This window comes from Gemmiger sp. (assembly GCF_057431175.1).
This window is the reverse complement of sequence record NZ_DBMDDV010000012.1, coordinates 32,204-49,706: the sequence shown is the minus strand read 5'-3', so window position 1 is coordinate 49,706 and position 17,503 is coordinate 32,204. Positions and strand designations below refer to the sequence as shown.

Sequence of the window (17,503 nt, the reverse complement as noted above, 5' to 3'; positions counted from 1 at the left end):
TTATGCTCGATGCTTTCCCCATTTACCACTGGTTCCATAACGGCAACCCCTATTCCGGGGCCGAGGGCGGGATGCGCTATGTCATCACGCCGGGCAAAAAGCCCGACCCCAGCGACGAGAGCGGCAAAAAGAAAGTCGAGTACCTGACGGCCCAGGTCTGGCCCGGGCCGTGGAGCATTGAACATACTGCAGAGGAAAAAATCGAGACGCAGGAGTTTGAAGGCAATCAGGCGGGGCTGGACGCCGCGGTGGCTTGGCTGCATGACCGCTACCACAGCGAGCCGGAACGCTGGGAGAACATCCCCTCGATCCTGGACTGTGAGCCGGATCGCTGAAAATTTGGCAATAGCAACACCTTTTCAGCCAAAGGGCGTTGCTTTTTTGGTGAAATCTTGTCATAATACATATATATGTAAAGGAAAGGGGACAGCGCCATGGCAAAGATCGCCGTAGTCGAGGATAACACCGCCGTGCGGGAAGAACTGTGCGGGTTTATCGCAAAGTACGCGCAGGAGAGCGGTCGCAAGCTGGATGTGACCCCTTTCGCGGATGGCTCCCAGATCGTGGAGCCGTATCGCCCCGGCTTTGACATCATCTTTCTGGATATTGAGATGCCCCGCCTGGGCGGTATGCCCACGGCCGAGCGCATCCGCCAGCTTGACCCCGAGGTCGTGCTGATCTTCGTCACCAACATGGCCCAGTATGCCATCCGCGGGTACGAGGTCGACGCGCTGGATTTCGTGCTCAAGCCGGTCAGCTACTACCAGTTCAGCACCAAGCTGGAACGCGCCCTGCAGCGCATCCAGCGGCGGCGCGGCGGGCAGGTGGCCCTGCAGGTCGGCGGCGGGGTGCAATTACTGGACACCGACGATATTTTGTATTTGGAGACCCGTGACCGTCTTTTGCACTACCACACAACTGCCGATACCTGGTCGGTAAGGGGCAGCCTGCAAAAGGCCGAAAAAGATTTGATTGCCTACCACTTTGCCCGGTGCAACCAGTGCTACCTTGTCAATCTGCGCTACGTCAAGGGCGTGCAGGATGATTTGGTGCTGGTGGGGGAGCAGCGGCTGGAAATCAGCCGCCGCCAGCGCACGGCCTTTTTGGGGGCGCTGGCCGCCTATGTCGGGGGTGCGCTGTAAGTGGATGCACTTCTGACATTGCTGGTCTGCGCGGTTGGCCTTTGCAGCGCAGAGCTGGCCTACTGGCTGCCATTGAAAAGGCGTGAAAACTTTGCTCTGCGCATCATCATCAATTTTATCACGGCGGTGCCGTTTGCGCAGGTCATTACCTGGGCAAACAGTGGTCACACCAAGCCGGTAATGCTGCTGGTGATTTATGGGGGCTATCTCACCTGGGCCATGGTATCGACCCGGCTCTGCACCCTGTTGGACTGGCCAGCCAGTGCCTATTGCAGCGTTTGGATCGTCTTGACGTCGGAGTCGGCCTACGAGCTGTGGCGTGTTCTGATTTGGGTGGCGCAGGCGCTGGGAATGCGCCATCTGCCGCTGCACAGTACGCCGATGTTGCTGGGACAGTTGGGCTTTACCGTTATCTGCTGCATCATTATCCGGTATACGATGGCACGCACGATGCCGGAGGATGGAATCTATCACATTGGCCCGCGGCAATTAAGCAGTGCGGGGCTGCTGGGTGTGATGTTTGTCTTTCAGTTTTTTGCGCTGCATACCAGTCTGCGCGTTGGGCTGGAGCCTTCGGCGGTGGTTGCGCCGTCGCTGCTGACCCAGCTGTATTGCCTGACGCTGCTCTATCTGCAGACTGAACTTTTCAAAAAATCGGCGCTGCAGAAGGAGATGGACGCGCTGAACCTTTTGTACGACCGTCAGCGCAAACAGTACCAAATCGCGCGGCAGAACGTGCAGATCATCAACCGCAAATGCCATGAGCTGAAGGTCCAGATCGCCGACCTGCGCCGCCTGCACCCCGATGAAGCTGTGGCCCAAAGCCTGGACGAAGCCGAGCAGGCCGCCCGGATGTACGATGCCAACGCTGCCACCGGCAACGAGGTCGTGGATGTCGTCCTGACCGAGAAGAGCCTATTGTGCGAGGCCCAGCATATCCGGCTGAACTGTGTGGCCGACGGCACCTGCCTGGCGGCGCTGGAACCCGGCGACCTTTACGCGCTGTTCTCAAATTTGCTGGATCAGGCCATCGATGCCGCCGCCCAGCAGCGGGACGCCGACCACCGTATGATCGACCTGCTGGTCTGCAAACGACAGGGCTTTGGCGTTATCAATGTCATTGGTCCCAATCCGGTGGAAAGCCAGCCTGACCATGGCCGCCGCCATGGATATGAGTTGAAAGTGGCCCGCCGCGTGGTGCAGAAATACGGCGGCAGCATGGCCACCGAACCCCGGGGCGAGTTGTTTGCGGTCAAAATCGTACTGCCGCCCGCCCAGAGCTGAATGTAAAATTTTCCACCCCATCTTTGTGCAAACTACACAAAGATGGGGTGGGCTTTTTTGTGGGCAAAAAACCGAATATCACACCAGAAATACCACTTTTCGCAAACCTATTGCGAAGAATTTAACAGTTCGCTACAATACAAATACGATAAAAAACAACACAGGAGGGCGCAATGCGAAGCACGACCAAGCTGATGAAGAACTGGCAGTTCACCGGCCCTGACGGCAAGACCGTCGCCGTCGATCTGCCGCACACCTGGAACAACATCGATGGTCAGGACGGCGGCAATGATTATTGGCGCGGTACCTGCACCTATAAAACGCAGTTCGCGGCACCCGCCTTTGATGTTGCTGCCCAGCAGGTCTGGCTGCAATTCGAGGGTGTCAATGCCAGCGCAAGAGTTACGCTGAACGGCGTGGAGGTCGCCAGCCACAACGGCGGTTACTCCACCTTCCGTGCGGATGTCACCACCGTATTGGGCGAGAACAATGAGCTGACCGTCGAGGTCGACAACAGCAAAAACGACCGCGTTTACCCCCAGAAGGCTGACTTCACCTTCTACGGCGGCATCTACCGCGATGTGACGCTGCTGGTCGTCAACAAGAACCACCTTGCGCTGGATTACCTCGGCGGCCCGGGCGTGCAGATCACCCCCACCGTCAACGGCTCCAACGCCGACATCAATATCAAGAGCTGGACCGAGGGTGACGGTGAGGTTGAGTTCACGGTTTACGAGGCTGACGGCAGCGAGGTCGTCTCCGGCAAGGGCAGCGACACCACCGTCACGATCGAGCACCCGCACCTGTGGGACGGTGTCCGTGACCCGTATCTCTACACCTGCGTGGTTCGCCTTGTGCTGAACGGCGAGGTGCAGGACGAGGTCAGCCAGCGCTTTGGCGTGCGCAGCTTCTCGGTTGACTCCAAGCAGGGCTTTTTCCTCAATGGCCGTCCGTATCCGCTGCATGGCGTCTCCCGCCATCAGGACCGCAAGGGGCTGGGCAATGCCATAACGCGGGAGATGCACGACGAGGATATGCAGTTCATCAAGGAGTTGGGTGCAAACACGATCCGTCTGGCGCACTACCAGCACGACCAGTACTTCTACGACCTCTGCGATGAAGCCGGTATGGTCGTCTGGGCCGAGATCCCCTACATTTCCGAGCATATGCCCAACGGCCGCGAGAACACGATCAGCCAGATGAAGGAGCTGATCGTCCAGAACTACAACCACGCCTGCATCGTCTGCTGGGGCGTCTCCAACGAGATCACCATCAGCACTAAGGACAACCGCGATATGCGCGACAACCATCATGTGCTGAATGATCTCTGCCACGAGATGGACAAGACCCGCCTGACCACGCTGGCCTGCTATGCGATGTGCGGCCCCTTCAACCCGGTGGCCCACATCACTGACCTGGTCAGCTGGAACCTGTACCTGGGCTGGTACGTGCCGGGCCTGTTCCTGAATGATTTGTGGATGGACTTCTTCCACCTCTGCTACCCGAACCGCCCGCTGGGCTTCAGTGAGTACGGTGCCGAGGGTATGCCCAACCTGCACAGCGACCACCCGCACCGCGGCGATCACACCGAAGAGTATCAGGCCATCTATCATGAGTATATGCTGCGCTGCTTCGACCGCCACAAATGGCTGTGGGCCACCCATGTGTGGAATATGTACGATTTCGCTGCCGATGCCCGCGACCAGGGCGGCGAGCCGGGCATGAACCACAAGGGCCTGATCACCTTCGACCGCAAGACCAAGAAGGACAGCTTCTATATCTATAAGGCGTGGTGGAGCGACGAGCCGTTCGTGCACATCTGCTCCAAGCGCTTTGTGGATCGCACCCAGAGTGAGATCGAGGTCAAGGTCTACTCGAACCAGAAAAACGTGACGCTGTATGTCAACGGCGAAAAGCTGGCCGAGCAGGCAGGGGAGCACATCTTCAAGTTCCGCGTCAAGCTGAACGGTGAGACGAAGGTTCAGGCCGTGGCAGGGGACAGCATCGACGATGCCGTTTTCCGCAAGGTCGATGCCCCGAACCCGGACTACAAGCTGACTAAGAAAAAGTCCACCAGCGCAAACTGGGTGTAATTTTGGAAACACACTGCACTCCGCGGTTGTTTTATACAAAACAAGGAGAAGGAGAAAGATTTATGGCAAAGAACAAGAAGAAGGGCGGCGGCGTTGTCCTGTGGAGCGTCTTGACCGGCGTTTCTGCAGTGGCTTTCGGTGCAGCCTGTGTCGGCACCAACCTGGCCAATGCAAGTGCCCAGGCTGTCAACATCGCGCTCAAGACCTCCACCAACAAGACTGTTGGCAAGGATGACAGTGTTAAGTATTTCGAGACTGGCTTCGACTCTGTCGAGGATCTCGAAGCTCACGACAAGGAGATCGCCGAGCAGCTCACCGGCGAGGGTGCTGTCCTGCTGAAGAACAACGGTGCTCTGCCCTTGGCCGCTGGCAGCAAGATCTCTACCCTGAGCCACTCCAGCGTTGGCATCGCCACCTGCGGCACCGGCTCTGCTGACATCGACACCTCCAAGGCTCCCACCCTGAAGGAAGCCCTGGAAGCCGACGGCCTGGAAGTCAACCCCACCCTGTGGGATTTCTACCTGACCGGCGAAGGCAGCAAGTTCCCCCGCAACCCCTCCAAGGATACCGATGCTACCGGCATCAACGTCCGCTCTGACTACCATGTCAACGAAGTTCCGATGGATGTCTACACCGACGCCGTCAAGGACAGCTTTGCCTCCTATGGCGATGCTGCCATCATCACCATCACCCGCCTGGCTGGCGAGATGTATGATGTGCCCATCGATGGCTTTACCGATGGCACCGACGCTCTGCAACTGACACAGGAGGAGAAAGACCTGCTGGCTATGGCCCGCGAGAACTTCGATAAGGTCATCGTCCTGATCAACTCCACCAACGCTATGCAATGTGATTTCCTGACCGATGACAGCTACGGCGTCGACGCCGCCCTGTGGATTGGCTACACCGGCACCTGGGGCCTGAACGCCGTTGCCGACATCCTGACCGGCGAGGTCAACCCCTCCGGCCACCTGGTCGATACCTACTGCAACGACAACAGCACCGCTCCCTCTCTGGTTAACTTCTACGGCACCCAGTACGCCAACGCTACCGAGGACAACAATGCTGAGTGGTATGACTTCATGCTGGACGGCAACAAGTACTACAACGTCTACAGCGAGGGCATCTACATCGGCTACCGCTACTATGAGACCCGCTATGAGGACGCTGTCCTGGGCCAGGGCAACGCTGGCGATTACGACTACAACGCCAATGTTGCTTATCCCTTCGGCTATGGCCTGAGCTACACCACCTTCGACTGGTCCAACTTTAAGTCCAGCTATGATGCCGCTACCGACAGCTTCAATGTCAGCGTTGATGTCAAGAACACCGGCAGCGTGGCAGGCAAAGAGGTCGTGCAGGTCTACTTCCAGAGCCCCTACACCGATTACGATAAGCAGAACAAGGTCGAGAAGGCCGCTGTTGAACTGTGCGGCTTCGGTAAGACCGAGATCCTCGAGCCGGGTGCTTCCGAGACCGTTACCGTCAACGTGCCCCGCAGCGAACTGGCTGCATACGATGCCAACGGTGCCAAGACCTACATCCTGGATGCCGGTGACTACTACCTGACCGCTGCCCACGATTCTCACGATGCCATCAACAACGTGCTGGCCGCCAAGGGCTACACCGTTGAGAACGGCATGACCGCCGACGGCAACGCCGATATGGCCTGGAACTACAATGTTGCCAGCTTGGACAAGGACACCTACAGCGTTTCCGCTGTCACCGGTGAGGCCATCACCAACCAGTTCGACAATGCCGACCCCAGCTACTACGGTATGGACGGCATTAACTACCTGTCCCGCTCTGACTGGCAGGGCACCTGGCCCCAGGTCGTTACCCTGGAAGCCAACGAGGCTCTGATTGCCGACTTGAACATGACCGGCAACTATACCGCTGACCCCGATTCTGACGCTGTTATGCCCACCATGGGTGCCGACAACGGCATGACCCTGGGCATGATGATTGGCAAGAGCTACGATGACCCCGATTGGGACAAGCTGCTCGACCAGGTTACCTTTGATGAGATGGCTAAGCTGATCGGCCAGGGCTACCACAACACCGCCATGGTGCAGAGCGTTTCCAAGCCCAGCACCCTGGACGATAACGGCCCCCAGGGCTTCACCCAGTCTCTGACCGGTATCTCCACCAACCACTGCGCTTACAGCGATGAGAACATCATGGCTGCTACCTTCAACACCGAACTGATGGAAGAAGTCGGCAAGTGCATCGGCAACGATGTTATGGATCTGGGCGCTTCCGGCCTCTACGGCCCCGCCATGGATACCCACCGCAACGCTTACTGCGGCCGTAACTTTGAGTACTACTCCGAGGACGGCTTCCTCTCCGGCAAGATCGCTGCTGCTGAGATCAGCGGCATCCAATCCAAGGGCGTTTATGTTTACATGAAGCACTTCGCCCTGAACGACAGCGAGACCAAGTGCCGCTGCATCTCCACCTGGGCAAACGAGCAGTCCATCCGTGAGATCTACCTCAAGCCTTTCGAGATGTCCGTCACCGAGGGCGGCGCTAAGGCTGTTATGAACGCTTTTGCCCGTGTGGGCGCTGTCTGGTCCGGTGCTGATGCCGGCCTGATGACCAACGTTCTGCGCAATGAGTGGGGCTTCGACGGCTTCGTCCTGACCGACTTCTCCGGTAACCCGATGTTCACCGCCCGCGGCATTGCCCTGCGCACCTTCGACGCTGCTTACGGCGTACTGGCCGGTACCGACAGCTGGGACTCCTCTGACGTACAGTGGACTACCGAACTGACCACCCAGTACAAGGACTGCCCCGAGGTCGTCCAGGCCATGCGCCAGTCCACCCACCGCATCCTGTACGTCATCGCCAACTCCTGCGCGATGAACGGCTTCACCGCTGATACCAAGATCGTCAAGGTCACCCCGTGGTGGCAGACCGCCCTCATCGTCCTCGATGTTGTGCTGGCCGTTCTGACGGTCCTGTGCATCGTCATGCTGGTCAAGCGCATCAAGGCAAGCAAGGCTGCCAAGGCTGCCGCTGCCACCGAGCCCCCCGCTGACAACAACAGTACCAACCAGTAATCCCCGCAAGCTCCCCGCCGGCCCCGGCGGGGACTTTTGAGTAAATTCTCCCCCACAACAAGGAGCAACCCTATGAGCGAAAACGCAAAGGCGCAGAGTGTCAACCGCGCCAAACCTTATCAGCTGGTCTTGTTCCCGCTGAACAACGGTGCCACGAACGTGTATTACGTTCTGGTTCTGTCCTACATCGCGACCTTCGGCAGCAAGGTCCTGGCATTGTCCATGATCTTTGCCTCCGTCATGGTCACCGGTATGCGTCTGTTTGACGCTGTCACCGACCCCATCATCGGAGCACTGATGGACCGCACGAACGGCAAGTTCGGCAAGTTCCGCCCGTTCATGGTCATCGGCAACCTCATCATGGCTGTCAGCATTCTGGTGCTGTACTGTGTGACCCCGCTGATTCCCGACACGATGATGTGGGCCCGCTATGCTGCCTTTGTCGGCCTGTACGCAGTCTGGGTCATTGGCTACACCTTCCAGACCAGCTGCACCCGCTCTGGGCAGACCGTTCTGACCAACGACCCGAAGCAGCGCCCGCTGTTCACCATCTTCAACACCGTCGGTTCTCTCTTGGGCATGGGTGCGATGCAGTTCTTCGCGCCCATCCTGGCTAAGAACTACGAGGGCGGCTACGGCTCCGCCGGCTTCTTCCGTATGCTGGCTCCCGTCGGCATCGTCATTTCCATTCTGCTCACCCTGCTGGCCGTCATCGGCATCTGGGAAAAGGATCAGCCCAAGTACTTCGGCATCGGCGGCGAAAAGACCGAAAAGCTCAAGGTTTCCGAGTACGTCCAGATCATCAAGGAGAACAAGCCCATGCAGCGCCTGATGGTTGCCGGTGCGGGCTGCAAGCTGGCGCTGTCTATCGCCACCAACACAACGGTCCTCTGTATGCTGTACGGCTGCATGATGGGCAACTATGACGGGCTGTACCTGCCCATGATGGTGCTGGGCTACGTCTTTAGTGTTCCGTTCTTCCTGCTGACCGTGCGCACGAGCCAGAAGAAAGGTCAGAAAGCCAGCCTGATGCGCTATGTCAGCGTGGCGCTGGTGTGCTATGTGGGCGTGCTTGTCCTGCTGATGCTCTGGGGCAAGGGCGACGGCTTCACCCTGTCCATCATGGGTGAAAACGGTCTGGCACTCAACCTGTACACGGTTCTGTTCATCCTGCTGTTCGGCGTCGGCTACGGTGCGTACTATGCTACGGCGGATATGCCCATCCCGATGGTCGCCGACTGCTCTGACTACGAAACGTACCAGTCCGGCAAGTACATCCCCGGCATCATGGGTACTCTGTTCAGCCTGGTGGATAAGCTCGTTTCCAGCCTGTCCGCCACCGTTGTCGGTGTGGCGGTCAGCTTCATCGGCTTGGAGAGCCTGCCGACCCAGTACGATCCGTACACCCCCGGTATGAATATGGTCGTCATCGTCCTGTTCTGTGTCATCCCGATGGTCGCTTGGGCGGCCACCCTGATCGCCATGAAGGGTTACAGTCTGACCGGCGAGAAGATGAAGGAAATCCAGGCTATCAACGCCTGCCGCCGCGACGCCGTGGCAAACGGCATGAAGCTGGAAGAGGCCATGGAGAAGTATGTCACCATCGACCAGCTCCCCGCGGAGTACCGCGCGTAACCCCTAAAACCGCTATTCTCTTTGTCCTTCCATAAACGCACCGCCGCCCCGGAAGAGGAATCTCTTCCGGGGCGGCGGTATTTGTGTGTATAGTGCTGTGTATTCCGATAAAACTTTCGCAAAACGCTTGACTTTTAGGGGTGAATTGTGTTATTATATCTCTCGCAGTCACTGCAATAAGCGGAAGTGCTGGAATCGGCAGACAGGCACGTTTGAGGTGCGTGTGTCTATGACGTGTGGGTTCAAGTCCCATCTTCCGCACCAGCTAAAAGAGCGTAGGAACGTTTATTCCTGCGCTCTTTTGCTTTGTATGAACACACTTTTGAACACACATTGAAGAATGAAGTGCTAAAATAGCAGATATTCAGCCACAAGCCCGCATTTTTCAAGTGTGCGATTGCAAGCAGCATCCAGAGCTTGCAGCACCTCGGCATTGTGGTCTTCAAACTGTATTTTCACGTTTCAGCTCATCTTGAATCCATGGTACATCATCGGGGAGACGGTTGAGAGCCTTTAGAGTGTCAAAACAATCCCGGGCAATCTCTTGTTCGAGATATGTGTTTAGCTCTTTGTGCCCCCAATCGGGCGGGATACCTCCTATTCTAGTATCGTAAGAATGGTTTATCTTAATTTCTCGTAGCGTATCTTGCATTTCAAGAATATCAGATTCTTTCACATCATCTATTGTAAACAAAACCATATTCTTTACCTCTTAAAAAAACGCGCACTATATTTGCTTGACAGGTCAGCGCATGATTGCTATAATAAACATAGAAAAGGCGCTGCGACAAGCGGTTAGCCCTTTTGGATTATAGGTTCATCTAAGAACCGTCACCGTGCAGGGTGGCGGTTCTTGCGTTTTTTGACGATAATCGTCACCGTGAAGATGCCGACATGAATCGTAATACGCATTGGCTTCACCCCCTCTCGGGAAGTGTGGCCAACCGCCTGCCGTGTTGTGCAGCGCCTTGCCGCCGAAGCGGCATATTTACAATACCATATTTCGACACGCCGCGCAAGCCCTGTAAGAGCCGTGGCGTGTCTTTTTGTTTATTGGTACATTTGCGGGTTTAATCGTCTGTTTTTTTCCTGACAAAAACGCTCAAAGTCCGTCCATTCTTCCGGGTGGGCAAGGCGGTATTCCACGTCGTCCACAATAACGACAGCATAGCGTTTATGCAGCGGTGCAAGGTCGTTCACGATCTCCCCGCTGGGCAATTCATAACCGCCCTCGACCTGTTCAACCACAAGGACGCCATCTTTGCTTTTCAATGCCCGTTCCAGCGCATCCAGCCTTGCTTTGTTCAATACCTTCATATTACCGCCTCATTTCATCTTCAAGCGCCTGCAAGCGCTGTTCGTAGTCTACAACTTCGGTCATCCTCAAGCTGTATTCGCACAATGCACGGCACGCCGCAATCTGATACTGTGTCGGCTGCGCATCATCCATAACAATAGAGGAAAGGCGCTCAATAGCAGGCGGCAGGGCTGCTTTTGCTTTGTTCGTGGCATCCTCCAGCAGTGAGGAACAGCGCCTTTTGTATTCTGCCAAAAATTCTGGGTCTTTCAGATAGAGCCGCATTGTGCGGCTTCCCACGCCTGTTTCTTGTGCTGCCGCCTTTACTGTGGGGGACGTGAGAAGCGCTGCAAGGGCTTTTTCTTTTTTAGGGGTCATATAATCACCTCATACAAAAGAACGGCGCAAGCCGTAGCCCGCGCCGCTGTGGAAGTCTTTTAGGTCGTTGCCTGATAATAGATGCCCTTTTTCTTGTTGTCCAGAACAAAAGCATCATAGCAGATGCGGCCAGTCACAACCGCACCGCTGCTGTAGATCGTGTCGTTGTGGACGTTGAAGTCTTCCAGCTTGGTCGGGGCAACGGTGGCAGAGGGATGGGCAACCATAAAGCCAAACTTGGCAGGCAGACGGTTTGCAGGCACTTTCTGCACGTTCATGCCGTCAATGTTCGCAATAACGCCTTTCTGGCGCATCTCCTCGCCCACGTCACAGTTGAGAACGATGCTCTCGCTCTGCTTCATAAGCTGATAGGTGGCAGGGGTCACGATTAGCACGCGGTCAGTTTCCGGAACCTCTGCATCATCTAGCGCGGCAGACGCTGCCAGAATATCGCTGTAAATGCTTTCGGCGGTAAGGGCCTTTGCGGCGGGCTTGGTGCCTGCATTGGTAGCCATAACGCCGTAGGTATAGCTGTCAACCTCCGGGATAACGACCTCACGATTCTGGCGAGCGAGTGCGCTTGCAGCTTCGACCTGCTGCTGGGTTTCGTCCGCGTCCAACTTGTCCACGTTGAAGATAAAGCTGCGGTCTTTCTTCAGGGCAAGCTCCTCGGTGCTGGCGTTTAGATCGGCAATAGAGCCGTAGCGGCTGAAATTGTCGCCGGTCGGACCGGTACGACCATAGTCCTGCATCTCGGAGGTCTGAATCTTGTAAACCTTAATGGTATGTGCGCCTGTCCAGTCGAAGTCCTGATTGGTCACAAGGCTGCGCTTGCTCTCATTCTTGAACTGTTCATCGGTGTACGGTGCAAATTTTTCGGTAAGAGTAATCGCCATTATAAAGCGTCCTTTCGGTTATTTTTTGAGAAACGCTTTTCTGATCAGTTCGCTTTCGTCCGGTTCGCTTTTAGTGAACGGTGGGGTGGCAATGTTTGCCCCCTTGACCGTGAAGGTATCACCCATGTGGGGGAACGCTTCCAGCAGCTTGTCCGCCTGTGCTTTGAAGCTGTCGAAATCGGCAGTGTCCAGCACGTCCAGCAGCTTGGCAGGGTATTTCTTATCGCCTGCCACAAGCTCACGGCATTTAAGAGCCTGCTCCCGTGCGTCAAGGGCTTTTTCCCTGTCGGTGGTAGCCTGCTCTGTTGCGGCCTTGCTGCGCTCTCGTGCGAGCCGTTCGCTCACGATCTGATTGACCTGCTCTTGGGTAAAGAGCTTTTCCCCAGATTCCGTCTGGGTGGCGTTGGTGGTCTGCGTTTCGTTGATATTAGTATTTTCCATATAGGGGTTCCTTTCCGGCTTTACCGCTGCCGTAAGCGTATTTGTACCGCTGTGGGCTTCCACATAGGTACAGGGAAACGTTCACCGCCAGAAACAGCCTGCAAAGGAGATGCGCCGGAGGCTGCGCCCATGCACAAAAAAACAGGCCCAAAGAAACGGTAAACGTTTCCCTGAGCCTGTGTAGCTTTACCTTTCGGCGGTACTCTTGTTTATAATATTATACCACAAAACGTTACTTTTTGCAAGTGGTTAAGTAGAATACATGAACGCCGCCCGGCGCGATGCTGCTGTGCTGCCGTACATTGGGCAGATTTTGTAGCAGCTCGGCACGGACGCGCTCAAAGGCGGCGCGTTCCTGGTCGGTGTAGGTCATTTTAATCCTCAAGTCGATTCACCCCCTTCCGAAAAGATCCTCTTTGCAAAGTCCGAATTTCGCAAGACTTGCTTCAAGTTCGCTTTCGCTCATGCCGTCATCAAGTAACCAGTTGTAGGCATGGCGCATAAAGCGGATTAGGTCTTTGTGTCCCATGTTGGCTAAGTCACGTTCTCGCTGTTCGTAGTCTTTCATTTCATCACCTCATAAGCCCGTATGGCCTGATAGCACAGCCGTGTTTGTTACTTGTACTGGGTGATGATTTCCCGTGCACTGGCCACAAACTCGGCCATTTGCTCAGGGGAAAAGGTCAGCAATATGGACACCAGTTTTTCAATGTTTTCTGATGCTTCAGCCGTCATTGCAAGCACCCCCATTCTTTGCCGCTTGGCGACGGGCTTTTTCTTCCTCGCACAGTTCAAGCAGATATTCAAGCTCTTTTTTACTCATTTCGTCAAGAGCTGCATCAATGCTGTTCCCTGTTGCTGCTAACGAAAGAACCTTCACAATTTTAGTGTAATCCATTGTACTTTTCCTCCGAATCTGATAAGCTAGAGGCGGTATAACTGCCGTGCAAAAGCTGTTTACCGCCCGCCGCCTGTGAGTGCTGCAACACTCTGGGCGGCTTTTCTGTTTTGCAGTCGCAACGTTCGCCGGGGTCAAGGTTTGCTCCGCAACAAGGGCAGGTCCAGTAGATCACTGTTCGCCGCGTCCTTTGATAGCTTCGGCCAGATCGTCGAGCTTGGCAGGAATCTCGCCGAGGATTTCTTGCGAGATGGTGTGCCCCATGATGCTCTGGGCGATAAAGACGCCGTCCACGATAAGGCCGCAACGGTCATGGTGCCAGATAGCGCAGTTCTCACGCTGGCAATAGTCACGTTGCATTAGGGGGCAGATTTTAGGAACAACAGGCATTATAAAACTCCTTTCGTTGGTAGGAAGAGATGGAATAAGCAGAAGTTAAAGATTTTGACGTTAATGTGTCGTTTATAAACTTCGTCAGCAAGAAGAAGTTAAAGCAGCGGACAAGGCGCAGGCTTTTAACTTCTGCTTCGTGAAGAAGTTAAAAACAGACGATATGTGGTTATAAAATGTCAACTTCTTCTTCTGAAATCACTCTCAAAGAGTGCTACTTGAACAGCAGGCCGCAAGGTAGGTAAACCAGCTTGAAACACCTTTCTTTCCTGCTGTGTGCAGTGGTTTCTTTAAAATAAGTCCTTCGTCCGTAAGTTGCTTGTACGCTCGCTGGTATGTGGCTTCACTGCATCCGGTCTCAAGCAAGACAGATTTTTGCAGTTCCGTACTCGCCATACTTCCGAGCGTGGAATCTTCCAGTGCGGCTAGAATGGCGTCTCTGACGGCGTCGCGCGTCGGTGTCGGTGTTGCTGCACGTTGTAAGATGAAGTCTGCATCTCGGCGATCTGTGCGACCTCTGTAGACGGCGACGGCAGTTTTTACATCCTCGGCTTCTGCGGCTTCGATGCTGAACAGCGTTGACATGGGGCGCTTGCTATAACTGATTTTCTCAACGCTGGCATACACTGCTTCATCCGCTTTTGACCAGCCGAGCATAATGACAAGGCGTGCTAAATCCCACAAGTCAGCACTATCTGCAAGACGCTGCCGCCCTGCGACGGCACTCTTTTTGTTCGTGTGGCAGACGATAAGCCCCGCCGCGTTATTATTGCGGCAAAATGTACGAAACGGGGTAATCGCTGCGCGCATTTCGTTTCTCTGGCTCATGTTGACGTGAGCGTCGAGAAAACTCTGATAGGGGTCAATAACGATTAGGTCGGGGGCTGCCTGTCTGATAAAAGATTCTGTGTCTGCGTCGTTAAGATTCAGTAGTTTCCCGGTATCTCTAAAATAGCTGTCTGCCGTCAGAATGGCTATTTTAGAGCAATCTGCACCCGCCGCAAGCAAGCGCGGCTTGTAGATAGTGCTAGGTTCATCTTCTCCAGAGAAAATCAACACGCGCCCCGCTGTGGGTAGGTCGATGGGGAAAAAGTCGTTTCCTTTGCCTGTGGTCAGATTCGCAAGCAACTGTGCATAATACAACCCCTTGCCTGTGCCGCCGTCAGCGCCTAATACGACAAGCTCCCCTCGTGGGATTAGATTTGGAATCAGCCAGTCTATAGGCTTTGACTTAACTTCATCCAGATTCAAGGGCTTTCCCGGTGCGCCTATTGCGGCGTTTCCCGCAAGTTCCCTCAAGGCGTTGAGAGCTGACGGCTTCTTCGCCCCTATTGGGATGGATGCTTGTTCGTCGTGATCTTTTGCGACTGCATTTGAGTCTAAGTATTCCCAGTAGGAACGACGTTCCAAAATCGTGTCCAGCCGCGCCTTACGGTCATTTGTAGCGCTGGGCGTTCCCGCAAGGAAGTATATAAGGTCGAGTGCGTCTGTGCAGGTAATGGCTTTCCCTAAAGCCACTAGTAAAGCCTTAAAGTCATCGTTGGTACAGACCGGGGCGATAATGTCAGCTTGCCACGCATCGGCAAGCGGTAGCATCTGCACGGCCAGTTCCTGCGCCTTGCGCGGATCTTTGACATTGTTCATGCGCCTACCTCGCTGAAGAAGTAGCGACCATAATCAGCCGGGGCAATGTCAAGTGCCTTTGCGAGCCGCTGCATCTCCCACGCATCGAACGGATAGCGGCCGCTCATGCGGTTCACCATCGCGCTGGGGCTGATGCCCGCAATCTTGGCGGCCTCCTCTTGGGTCATGTCATGCTCCAAGAGCTTGACCCGAAGATTGAAAAATTTCTGTCGCATGGTTTACTCTCCTTTGGTTTCTAACAGCTCGGCCACGTCCACGCCCAGAGCGCGGGCGACGTGCTGCGCAGTGGTACGCCACACAGCTTGACCTTTCCGCATTTTGATAACTGCGCTGCGGCCAACACCAGCCTTTTGGGCTAGTTCCTCGCCGGTGATGTCCAAGCGGGCCATCTGGGCGATGACCTTCACGCGGTCAACAACGATAGACTTCGCCATATTTCCACCTCACTTTCAGTAAACCTTTTGGTTCACTTTTTCTCAAGTATATATCAATCTTTTGGTTTTGTCAACAGCTAAATTAAACCTTTTTCTTTACTTTTCCTTTCTTTCATGGTATTCTATTTGTTAATGGGAGGGTTAAAGATGCATACAGGGGAACTAATCAAACAGGCAAGAGTCACCATGCGCATAACACAGGCCGAACTTGCAAAGCGCCTTGGTGTAACTCCTCAGGCAATTAGCCAATACGAACGCGGGATAAAAAATCCAAAACCTGCCACGCTAAAGAAAATCGCGGCTGCGCTCGGTGTGGAATGGTATGAGCTGATTTCTGATAATCCGCACGAACAAGCGCAGGGAATTATAGACGATGTTTCCAGCCGGATGCAAAAAAGCATTGCAACAAACGGCCCCATGCAAAAAGCATCTGACCCGATAAACTCTGGCATTTTTGAGATTCAGCTTAAATCCGATGATGACCAAATCGCCTATCTGTACAGCCTTTTGAACGATCCCGGAAAGTTTGAAGCATCCCGGTGCTTTTTTCGGCATCTGGATAAAGAAAGCATCCCGGAAGTCATCGCATATCTGAAGCAGCTTGCAAATACACCTCAATACCAAAAGAAAGCCGAAGAATAACCGCTATTTACCGCTTTTTCGCGCTTTTAATGAAATTATACGTCTGTAATGTCAAGCCCGTTATATGCGCTCTCTCACGGGCTGACAGGCATAATAAAAGCCGCCTGCATTATCACAGACGGCGGGAAGGTGGTGTATTATGGGCAAGAGAACGAACACAGCGCAGTGGGTAGAGTCAACACAGCGCTGGCGGGTCAGTGTACAGAAAGACGGTGTGCGCAAGCAGTTTTACAGCAGCAAGCCGGGGCGCACAGGTCAGCGGGAGGCAAACGCAAAAGCCGATGCATGGTTAGATGATGGCATAGCTGCCCGCGCCGGGCGCGTTGAGGATGTCTGCAAAGCATGGCTGCATAATGTCGAGATAACTACCAGCAGCACAAACTACCGCCCATTAGAGAGCCGTTGGCGCTGCTGGGTGCTGCCTGTGCTGGGCAAGAAACGCATCAATGCTATTACAGATCAGGATTTACAGACGGTCATAAACAACGCCCATGTGGCAGGCAAGAGCAAGAAAACGCTTATGCTTCTCGCTGCTGATATGCGGTCATTCTGCAAATACTGCCGCAAGGCAAAGCTGTCTACCTATATGCCCGAAGACTTGACGATTCCGGCAGGCGCACGCTTCAAGGGCAAAAAGGTGCTGCAACCTACTGACATGGTAAAGCTGTTTAACACAGATACTACGACCTATAAAGGCGCTGTTGTCCGCGATCAGTTCATAAACGCTTACCGATTTCAGGTACTTACAGGTCTGCGCCCCGGTGAGCTTGTAGGGCTGCGCTGGGCTGATATACACGGCAACATGGTCTACCTTTCCCGCTCCATCAATGTAGATGATGAAGAGACACACGGCAAGAATGAGAACGCCGTCCGCTCGTTTGTCATGTCCGATGTGGCAAGGCGCGTGCTGGACGATCAACGCAATCTCACAGGAGATGAAGAATCTGTATTCTGCATCAAGTCAGAGCAGTTCTATTATTACCGCTGGCGCATTTACTGCCGTGTCAATGAATTACAGGCAGTCAGCCCATACGAGCTGCGCCACACCTTTGTAAGCGTGGTAAAGACCTTACCAGCAGGAGAGGTCAAGCCGCTTGTAGGCCATAGCGCCGACATGGACACGTTCGGCGTGTACGGTCATGCCTTGACAGGGGATGCGGAGAACACCGCGCAGGCCGTCAACAGCGTGTTCTTGCGGGTGCTGAAACAGGCGTAATCTGAACACATATTTGAACACACTTTTGATTCTTATAGGCAAGTTTTATAT

The 17,503-nt window shown here is 54.6% G+C and carries 20 protein-coding genes and 1 tRNA gene; 9 read left to right on the top strand and 12 right to left on the bottom strand.

Annotated features, from left to right (window positions below; genetic code table 11):
* Positions 1 to 2 precede the first annotated feature (2 nt).
* The 7 genes from ACZO0A_RS06260 (at position 3) to ACZO0A_RS06230 (ending at position 9,480) form a co-directional block, all read left to right on the top strand.
* Entirely contained in the window at positions 3 to 335 is a 333-nt protein-coding gene (locus ACZO0A_RS06260; RefSeq protein ID WP_291232136.1) for a hypothetical protein, read from the top strand.
* 99 nt (positions 336 to 434) lie between these two features.
* The gene (locus ACZO0A_RS06255; RefSeq protein ID WP_215692223.1) at positions 435 to 1,142 is read left to right on the top strand and encodes a LytR/AlgR family response regulator transcription factor; all 708 of its coding nucleotides are present in this window, start codon (positions 435 to 437) and stop codon (positions 1,140 to 1,142) included.
* Positions 1,143 to 2,426, top strand: coding sequence for an ATP-binding protein (locus ACZO0A_RS06250; protein WP_486846160.1), 1,284 nt, complete (start codon positions 1,143 to 1,145; stop codon positions 2,424 to 2,426). It begins immediately after the preceding gene.
* Positions 2,427 to 2,599: 173 nt separating this feature from the next.
* Positions 2,600 to 4,519 carry a glycoside hydrolase family 2 protein gene (locus tag ACZO0A_RS06245; protein WP_302375376.1) on the top strand — a complete coding sequence of 640 codons (1,920 nt, stop codon included), beginning with the start codon at positions 2,600 to 2,602 and terminating at the stop codon, positions 4,517 to 4,519.
* A gap of 62 nt (positions 4,520 to 4,581) precedes the next feature.
* Positions 4,582 to 7,581: a glycoside hydrolase family 3 N-terminal domain-containing protein gene (locus ACZO0A_RS06240; RefSeq protein ID WP_215692226.1), complete on the top strand. Its 3,000-nt coding sequence runs from the start codon at positions 4,582 to 4,584 to the stop codon at positions 7,579 to 7,581.
* A gap of 72 nt (positions 7,582 to 7,653) precedes the next feature.
* Positions 7,654 to 9,216 (top strand): MFS transporter, encoded by a 1,563-nt coding sequence (locus tag ACZO0A_RS06235; RefSeq protein WP_308132721.1) that lies wholly within the window; start codon positions 7,654 to 7,656, stop codon positions 9,214 to 9,216.
* A gap of 180 nt (positions 9,217 to 9,396) precedes the next feature.
* Positions 9,397 to 9,480, top strand: a tRNA-Leu gene (locus ACZO0A_RS06230).
* A 178-nt stretch (positions 9,481 to 9,658) separates the two neighbouring features.
* Here the strand turns inward: ACZO0A_RS06230 and ACZO0A_RS06225 are convergent.
* From ACZO0A_RS06225 to ACZO0A_RS06170, 12 genes are all read right to left on the bottom strand, one after another.
* Entirely contained in the window at positions 9,659 to 9,916 is a 258-nt protein-coding gene (locus ACZO0A_RS06225) for a hypothetical protein (RefSeq protein ID WP_302375380.1), read from the bottom strand.
* 350 nt (positions 9,917 to 10,266) lie between these two features.
* Positions 10,267 to 10,533, bottom strand: coding sequence for a hypothetical protein (locus tag ACZO0A_RS06220; protein WP_302375382.1), 267 nt, complete (start codon positions 10,531 to 10,533; stop codon positions 10,267 to 10,269).
* A gap of 1 nt (position 10,534) precedes the next feature.
* Positions 10,535 to 10,891: a hypothetical protein gene (locus tag ACZO0A_RS06215; RefSeq protein ID WP_302375385.1), complete on the bottom strand. Its 357-nt coding sequence runs from the start codon at positions 10,889 to 10,891 to the stop codon at positions 10,535 to 10,537.
* A gap of 59 nt (positions 10,892 to 10,950) precedes the next feature.
* Complete coding sequence (locus ACZO0A_RS06210) at positions 10,951 to 11,787, bottom strand: phage major capsid protein (RefSeq protein ID WP_302375387.1); 837 nt, start codon at positions 11,785 to 11,787, stop codon at positions 10,951 to 10,953.
* Between the two features lie 18 nt (positions 11,788 to 11,805).
* On the bottom strand, positions 11,806 to 12,228 hold the full coding sequence (locus ACZO0A_RS06205; RefSeq protein WP_302375389.1) for a hypothetical protein: 423 nt from the start codon (positions 12,226 to 12,228) through the stop codon (positions 11,806 to 11,808).
* Between the two features lie 232 nt (positions 12,229 to 12,460).
* Positions 12,461 to 12,613, bottom strand: a complete 153-nt coding sequence (locus ACZO0A_RS06200) for a hypothetical protein (protein WP_302375391.1) — start codon at positions 12,611 to 12,613, stop codon at positions 12,461 to 12,463.
* Positions 12,614 to 12,619: 6 nt separating this feature from the next.
* A complete protein-coding gene (locus ACZO0A_RS06195) occupies positions 12,620 to 12,796 on the bottom strand; it encodes a hypothetical protein (protein WP_302375393.1) in 177 nt (58 codons plus the stop codon).
* Between the two features lie 156 nt (positions 12,797 to 12,952).
* A complete protein-coding gene (locus ACZO0A_RS06190) occupies positions 12,953 to 13,126 on the bottom strand; it encodes a hypothetical protein (RefSeq protein WP_302375394.1) in 174 nt (57 codons plus the stop codon).
* A gap of 171 nt (positions 13,127 to 13,297) precedes the next feature.
* Positions 13,298 to 13,486 carry a hypothetical protein gene (locus ACZO0A_RS06185; protein WP_302375396.1) on the bottom strand — a complete coding sequence of 63 codons (189 nt, stop codon included), beginning with the start codon at positions 13,484 to 13,486 and terminating at the stop codon, positions 13,298 to 13,300.
* A 234-nt stretch (positions 13,487 to 13,720) separates the two neighbouring features.
* Complete coding sequence (locus ACZO0A_RS06180; RefSeq protein ID WP_302375398.1) at positions 13,721 to 15,160, bottom strand: AAA family ATPase; 1,440 nt, start codon at positions 15,158 to 15,160, stop codon at positions 13,721 to 13,723.
* The gene (locus ACZO0A_RS06175) at positions 15,157 to 15,375 is read right to left on the bottom strand and encodes a helix-turn-helix domain-containing protein (protein WP_302375400.1); all 219 of its coding nucleotides are present in this window, start codon (positions 15,373 to 15,375) and stop codon (positions 15,157 to 15,159) included. The genes ACZO0A_RS06180 and ACZO0A_RS06175 overlap by 4 nt, the downstream gene beginning before the upstream one ends.
* A gap of 3 nt (positions 15,376 to 15,378) precedes the next feature.
* Complete coding sequence (locus ACZO0A_RS06170) at positions 15,379 to 15,594, bottom strand: helix-turn-helix domain-containing protein (protein ID WP_302375402.1); 216 nt, start codon at positions 15,592 to 15,594, stop codon at positions 15,379 to 15,381.
* Between the two features lie 147 nt (positions 15,595 to 15,741).
* Here ACZO0A_RS06170 and ACZO0A_RS06165 point away from each other — a divergent pair, with 147 nt between their 5' ends.
* Both ACZO0A_RS06165 and ACZO0A_RS06160 read left to right on the top strand, forming a co-directional pair.
* The gene (locus ACZO0A_RS06165; protein WP_302375404.1) at positions 15,742 to 16,236 is read left to right on the top strand and encodes a helix-turn-helix domain-containing protein; all 495 of its coding nucleotides are present in this window, start codon (positions 15,742 to 15,744) and stop codon (positions 16,234 to 16,236) included.
* Positions 16,237 to 16,375: 139 nt separating this feature from the next.
* Positions 16,376 to 17,452, top strand: coding sequence for a tyrosine-type recombinase/integrase (locus ACZO0A_RS06160; RefSeq protein ID WP_302375406.1), 1,077 nt, complete (start codon positions 16,376 to 16,378; stop codon positions 17,450 to 17,452).
* The last annotated feature ends 51 nt before the right edge of the window (positions 17,453 to 17,503 follow it).